2 protein-coding genes are annotated in these 7,197 nt (G+C 60.5%); both read right to left on the reverse strand.

All coding sequences use genetic code 11. From position 1 onward, the window contains the following. Positions 1-4,191, reverse strand: a 4,191-nt coding sequence (locus tag ACW9H9_RS27970) for an RHS domain-containing protein (RefSeq protein ID WP_457346597.1), incomplete at its 3' end; no start/stop codon positions are given. Continuing rightward, positions 4,188-7,073: a type VI secretion system Vgr family protein gene (locus tag ACW9H9_RS27975; RefSeq protein WP_457346598.1), complete on the reverse strand. Its 2,886-nt coding sequence runs from the start codon at positions 7,071-7,073 to the stop codon at positions 4,188-4,190. The genes ACW9H9_RS27975 and ACW9H9_RS27970, both read right to left, overlap by 4 nt. Positions 7,074-7,197 lie beyond the last annotated feature (124 nt).

Consider the following 7,197-nt stretch of genomic DNA (forward strand, 5'->3'; position numbering starts at 1 on the left):
GTTGTAATGCAGCCCCGTCTCATGATCGTGATACTGCCCCTGAAACCGTATCGGATTCATCACGCCATGCTGCCGCGCCCAGTCCGAACGCTGCTCCGTCACTTGCCCCCACGCCTTGTACTGCGCGGACCAAGCTATGTTGCCTTGGGAGTCCGTCAGTTCCTGCGGCGTCCCCAAGTGATCACACTGATACCAGGCCAACGCATCAAACGGTAATGCTGTGGCTTTGTGATTCCACAGGGGGTCCTCATCAAGGCTGTACTCACCGCTGTAATCAGGCTGCCCCATGAGCTTGATCGGCGCGTGGCGCACAGCTTGGGCCACTGGAACAAAAGTCCCCGGCTCGAAGACGTAATGCACCGTGCGACCCGGTTCGCCATCGCTCTGCGCTGGACTGCTTTCCCATGCGAGGTTGTCGCCATCCCAGCCGTAAAGCGTGAAACCGCAGCCAAGCTCGCGTTGTTTGCGGGCGTGCTCGTTTCTGTTCCAGAGGGAACCGGCTTCCGGGCGTTGTTTGTAGTGCGCGCGGGAGTTTTTGTGCAGGCGGCGTCCCAGTGCGTCGTAGGCGAAATCCACGCTCAGACGCGGATCTTCGAAATGCACCAGTCGATCAAACAGGTCCCAACGCAGATCACTGCGTTGGCCGTTGTGCCAGCGCTGGATCTGGTTGCCGCGTTCGTCGTAGTCGTAGTGGGTGCCGGCGTATTCGCGCAGCAGGTTGTCGACCAGTTTGCTGCGCGGTGGCGTCAGATCCAGTGGACGACGGATTTCGGCAGCGTTGTCATCCAGCAGGTTGCCGGCCGGGTCGAAGGCGAAGGTTTCCACGCCTTGACGCGTCACGGCACTGAGCAGTCGGCCAACGGGATCGTAGCGATAGGCGAGCGGGCCCCGGCGGCTGTCGTTGATGTCCGTCAGTTGGCCAGCGGCGTCGTAGGTGTATTCGCGTTTGAGCAGCGTGGACTTGTCGTCGCTGCGTCCCAGCAATTGCTCCTGCAAGCGACCGGCCGGGTCCCAGCTTTGGGTTTGCACTAGGTGGTTGCCTTGATGCCGGACGACTTCACGGTGTAGGTCGTCGCGCTCGTAGCCAACCAGTTCATGATCGTCCAGTCTTAGGCCTAGCAAATGGCCACTGCCGTAGGTCAACCAGCTGACACGGTGGCCGTCTGGACGGGTCGTGGCAATGCACTGGTTAAGCACGTCGTATTCGTGCTGCCAGATCGCGACGGTGGGTTTTTCCAGTCCGAGGTAATGCTGGTGTTCGCGCAGCAGATTGCCGGCCGGATCATAAAACCATTGCAAGCTGCTGTCGGCGTTGTTGGCCAGCACCATGTTGCCGTTGCCATCGTAGGCAAAGGTCTCGCTTTGCGACTGGTCGCCCAGGGTGGCGCGACGGTCAGTCAAACGGCCCATCGGGTCGAAGCTCAACGAAATGACGCGTTTGCCATTGACTGATTGGGCGAGGCGACCGCTGAGCGGGTCGTATTGATAACGTGTGCTGCGCCCATCGAAGCCGCGCTCTTCGAGCAGACGACCGACCGGGTCGTAGTGGAAGTGGGCGCGTTGTTCGTTTTCGTTTTCCAGTGCCGTGAGCCGTCCGAGGCGGTCCCAGCGATAGCGCAGGGTTTGCTCGGCTGCGTCGACACGTTCGGCGATCAAACCGGCAGCGCTATAGCTCCACGTGGTGCAACGATCGAGGCCATCGACATGCGCCAACAGCCGACCTTCGGCGTCTCGCTCAAAGCGCTCCTCGGTCTTGTCCGGGTGCTTGATCAGCACCAACTGCCCGGCCTTGTACTCGTACTCGGTGGCGTTCCCCGCAGCGTCAGTGAAGCAGATCACCTGCCCCCGTTCGTCATACTCCCAGGCGCTGGTCTTGCCCGAGCAATCAACGTACTCCACCAACTGACCGGCGTCGTTGTAGTCCAAGGTCTTTTCGTTGCCGTTGGCGTCTTTGATGGCCGTGGGTTGGCCCGACTTGTTGTAGGCATATTCGGTTTTGTTGCCCAAGGGGTCGAGCGCTTCAACCAAGTTGCCTTGATCGTCATAAGCGCGTTGCCATAGGCCGCCCTCGGCATCGCTGATCTTGATCAGCATGTCCTGATCGTCGTAGGCGTAATGCATCACGGTGTGGTCGGCGCGGATGTGCTCGAGCAGGTTGCTGCGTTCATCGTAGCTGTAGCGATCCGTGCTGCCATCGGCATTCACGCGACGCACGATATTCTTGGCATCGTCGCGGAAAAACCATTCCGAACGCTCATCCGCGTAACGGATGCGGTAGGTGTAACCAAGAATGTCGTAGTAATGCCAGGTCTCGTTACCGAGCGCATCGGTGACGTAGGTCAGACGAATGTTTTCGTCCCACTCCAGACGCGTGTCGAAGCTGCCGTCGTCCGCCCATTCGCGCACGGCTTTGGCCTGAGCGCCTTGGCCGTCCCACTCCAAGTTCATGCCGCGACCCGTGCGGTCGGTGTAACGGGTGATCAGGTGATGCTGGTACTGATACGACCAGACTGCGCCGTTCTCATCCTGCGCCTGAATCAGGTCGCCATAGGCGCCGTACTGGTAAGCGCAAAGTTGTCGCAGTGGAGCACCGTCAACGATTTGCCAGAGGCCTATCAGCCGCCCGTGATCGTCGATCATCGTGCCGAGGTGCAGATGAACCTTGGTGAAGTCGTTTTCCTGATAGGTAATCAGATCCGAAAGTACCGATTGCTCGCCGTGACGATGCTCGTAATGCAGCATGATTCCGGCGCCGTTACGCAGCGAAATATTGGTCAGCACAAAGCGCTGGCCATGGCGGACGTAGGTTTCCTTGCGTTCGAAGCCACGGCACAACAGCAACTGGTCTTCACCACTGCGAACCAGGGTGATGTTTTCGATGGCGTCGTAGTGAAACAGACCGAGTGTGGGCAGCGGATAGCTGTGGTCGCGGCCATCGGCGCCGTAGAACGTCAAGCCATCGTCCACGCAGTCAAACCGTGTGGTGAATTCGCTGATCCAGCGGGCGCCCATTTCGCTCTGATCGTAGGCGTCGAGGCGCGAGTGATAGGTGCGCGTCCACTCGACCGGGAATGGCCCGGGCAAGCTGAAATCGGTATGGCTGAGGCTTTCTGAACCCAAAGCAAAATTGATGCTGTTGCACGTGCCGGTACAGGTGCCATTTTTCTTCGGCTCGGGCGCGCCTTTAGCCGGAGCCTGTTTACCGCTGGCTCCCAATTCACCTTCGGAGGCCGTGTGCTTGGCCTGACTGGTCTTGTCAGGTTTGACCCCGGCACTTTGTCCATGGGCGTTGCGTTTGCGCCAGAGGGTGACGGCGCTGGACAAGATCAGCAGCAACCAGCCAATGGAGTTCTGCACCGACGCATCGTCGAGTTTGCTCAGTTGGGTGCGCAGCTCCGGGCCCATTGCACGCAGTTTTGCGGTTTCCGTGGCAACCCGTTTTTTCACCTCATCAGGCAGCAGATGATCCGCCGCGCTATTGGCCAATCCTTTACCTGCGGCTTTGTAAGCGCTGGAAGCGGCCCCAAAAATATTACCGATTGCCGCAAGTGGGTCGTTGAGTAATTGATCGCCAGCGGCACTGATTTGTTGACCGGCAGCCTGAGCGTCCCCTTTGGCGTCCAACTTGCCATTAGCCACCGTCTCGAGGCCTTTGGCGATCTCGTTGATAACGTCCTCGCCCAGCTTGCCAGCGTCCGCCAGGATGCCGGGCAACTTGCCTTTGGCCTGCTCAACGAAGTCGTCCAGCGTGCCGATAATGGAGGCGTTCAGATGCCCGACCAGCACCTCGATCACGGAAGTGCTGAGCAACAACTTGCTGCTGGCCCTCATCTCCTGACGTACCAGAAACAGCGTCGGGCGCAGGGTCATGCGCGCCGCGGCCATCGACGGCGGTAAAGGCAATACGCCAATGAGGTTGATACCAAGGCTGGCCCACGCGAGCAAATCGCGCTGCTTGGCATTTGACAGCGTGACGATGTCACCCAGCGCATCGACTAGCGCCATGATGTTGCCCACCACCGGCAAGAAACCGGCGACGTTCTTGATCCGGTCGAGGGTGACCACCCCGCCACTGGCCGATTGCAGCCAGGCATCGAAGGTCGCCGCGCCACTGGCGACGTCCTGGATATCGATGGCATTCAGAGGAACGATAGCAACCTGAGGTTCACGCTTTACGATTTCAGTGGTCATGACAGCATCTCACCCGCCAACAGGCCCGGGGTTTTCAAGGAGGGTTTTGGCAGACTCGGTGCAGGTAGGCTCGGCAATTTGCCGTTCTTGCTCGCGGCGCCAAGGATGCTCGACGCACTCGGCATGGCGGCACTCGCCAATTTCGGCAACCCGGCCACCCCGCCCTGCATCACGCCCTTCACTTGCTGTGCTGTTTGCATCGCACTCATCCCTGTTTGTGCCATTTCCTTACCCTTCTCCAACATCTCCCAGCTCTTGCTCGGCAACACTTGCGCGACCATCGCCTGCACCTGACTCGGCACATCCTCGGCCCCCGGCGGATTCAAAGGCCACTCCGGCTTGCCGATGTAACTGCCATCGCTCCAGGTGTCCGCCGGGTCCTTGCCGAACAGCACCCGCGCCGGCCCCGGGGCAGCACCGGCGACACTGGCAAAGCCCTTCGCGTCGAGCTTGCCCTTGATGCTCTTGCCCAAGGCATCGATGACTTCGTAGTCGCCCTCCTTGATGCCCTGACGCCCGGCGTACTGGTTGAACAGCTCCAGATTGCCCTTGCCCGGCTTCGGCGGTTCCGGGAATACACCTGCCAAGGATTTGGCCCCGGTGTAGGCGAAGTTCGCCGCGTGTGCGGTGTACGGGCCGCTGGTGGCGTGGGTGATACCGCCGGCGTTGTAGGTCGTGGCGCTGCCGCCGCCCTGGATCACCAGTTCGGTCTTGGCGGTGAGGGTGATGCGGTCGGCGGTGGCGGTGATGTTGAGTTTGGCCAGCAGGTTGATGCTGTCCTTGAGCGCCTTGACGTCGATGTCGCCGGACGCCGCCACCAGGCGCCAGCCCATGCTCTGCACGAACAGGCGCATACCACGGCTGGCGCTTGCCAGCAGCCGTTTGCCGATGGAAAAACTGGTGTGCCCGGTGCTGCTCAGCGCCAGGTGTTCGCCGGTGGCGATGTGGCTGGAGCGCGGTGTGGTCAGGGCGATGCCGGCGGGACTGGCCAGTACCAGATGCGGCTCGGTGAACTCGGGGAACTCGTTGGCGGTGAGGTTCGCAGGACCCGAGCCGAGTACGCCTTGATGCTGGGCGTGCAACGCCTTGGCCACGTCGTCCTGGTCACCGGCCTCTTGAGCCTGAAGCTCTTTGGCCTGTGTGGCGAAACCGTCCTGTTGATCGCTGGCCGTGGCCAGGCGTTCGGCGGTTTCCGGCAGATCCTTGTGATGTTTTGACTCGTTCGCACGCGGCTCGGTGGTGATCAGCAGACCGGCACCGGCACGCACCGCGCCGTGGCGGTCGGTGCGTAACTCAAAGCCCTCGCCACGCGGTTGACCGCCGCTGGGGCGTGGATGGGTCAGATAACCGAGGTTGATCGCGCTCGCACCGTGATCACTGCGCAGCGCGATGCTGATCTCGCTGGTGGTGTCGTCGATGCGCAGTTCGTTGGCCCGGCTACCCTTGTATTCCTTGCTCTTGACCGTGGCCAGCGTCTTGAAATCCGGCAGTTTGTACGGCGGCAGGTTGGCGCCGTGGTACAGGCAACCGGTGATCAGCGGCTGGTCGGGATCGCCTTCCAGAAAGTTGATCAGCACCTCCATGCCGACACGTGGGATGCTGATCGAGCCGAACGTCTGCGCCGCCCAGTTCGAAGCCACGCGCATCCAGCACGTGGTCATGTCGTCGTGCTGGCCTTCGCGATCCCAGAAAAACTGCACCTTGACCCGGCCATACGCGTCGCAGTAGATCTCTTCACCTTCGGGGCCGGTGACCACCGCACTTTGCGCGCCCAGCACTTTCGGTTTCGGGTGCTCCAGCGGCGGGCGGTACGGCACGTCCCACGGGATGGCCTTGAAACGGTTGCGATAGCCCTGATGGAAATCGTCCTTCAGGTCCGTGGTGTCGCTGATGACAGACTCTTCAAGCACCTGCGGCTGCCGGCCTTCATGGAAGATCTCAGTGAGCAACCACAGGTCGTTCCAGGTCGCGTTGGCGTGTTCGGTCAGGGCAAGAAAATGCCCGCTGACCAGAAGCGGTTGGTCACTGTTGCCTTCGGCCAGGCGATAGTCGCTGCGATGGCGTTCCAGCGCGCGCTTGGCCAAGTGCTTGCCCCGGTCACGGTCAACGAATCGGCCCGGATAATCGTAATCTTCCAAGTCCGGTTGGACGTGGCTTTTGGCGTCGCTTTCAAGCTCGATCTTCGGTTTGACGAAGTCGTAATCACGGCGCGTGGTGCGGCTGGTGCGGGTGGCCAGGCGCAGGCCGAAACGCTTGACCACCGGTTTGTCGGCGACCAGCCCGGAGTCCTGTTGATAAGCCACGGGCGCCAGTTTGGGGAACACCGTCTGGTCATCGCCGAAGATCAGTGTGTGGCCGCTGGCGGTGTGCTGGAAGTGATAGTGAATCCCCTCCTCTTCGCACAGGCGCTGGACGAAATGCAGGTCACTTTCATCGTACTGCGTACAGTAGATGCGCTCGGGATAGATCGCGCCGAGCTGGAAGTGGTAATCGCTGGCGAGAATGCCGTGTTCTTCAAGCACCTGGCTGATGATTTGCTGCACGGTCATCTGCTGGAAAATACGCTGATTAACACGATGCGCGAGGTACGCCAACTGTGGACGCAGCGCGATCTTGTAGCGGGTCAGGCGCTTGCCCGCCTCACCTTGAGCAATGCTGTAAACCAATCCGTGAATGCCGGTTCCGGTTGGCGAGAGCTGAAGAAACGCCAGTTTATGCAGCACGCTTTCGAGGTTGATCGCAGCCTTTTCGCTGACCAGTTCCAACTTGAATTCGAAGGGCGTGTTGAGTGCCTCCCGGCCGGTAAACGACAAGACCTGGAAAGCGCTTTCCAAGCCCTCGACGGTCAAGTTGAAATGAGGCTGGTTGGCCGGTGAGAACATCCCTTGTTCCTCGCACAGTGCTGCGACATGCCATAGCCGGTTGTTGGGCTATCAGCGAAAATTCGTTATGGGTTGAGCGCCTGGGGCACGCCAGTCATCAGCACCCGAAGTACCCGGATACTTC

This window comes from Pseudomonas sp. SDO5215_S409 (assembly GCF_054071325.1).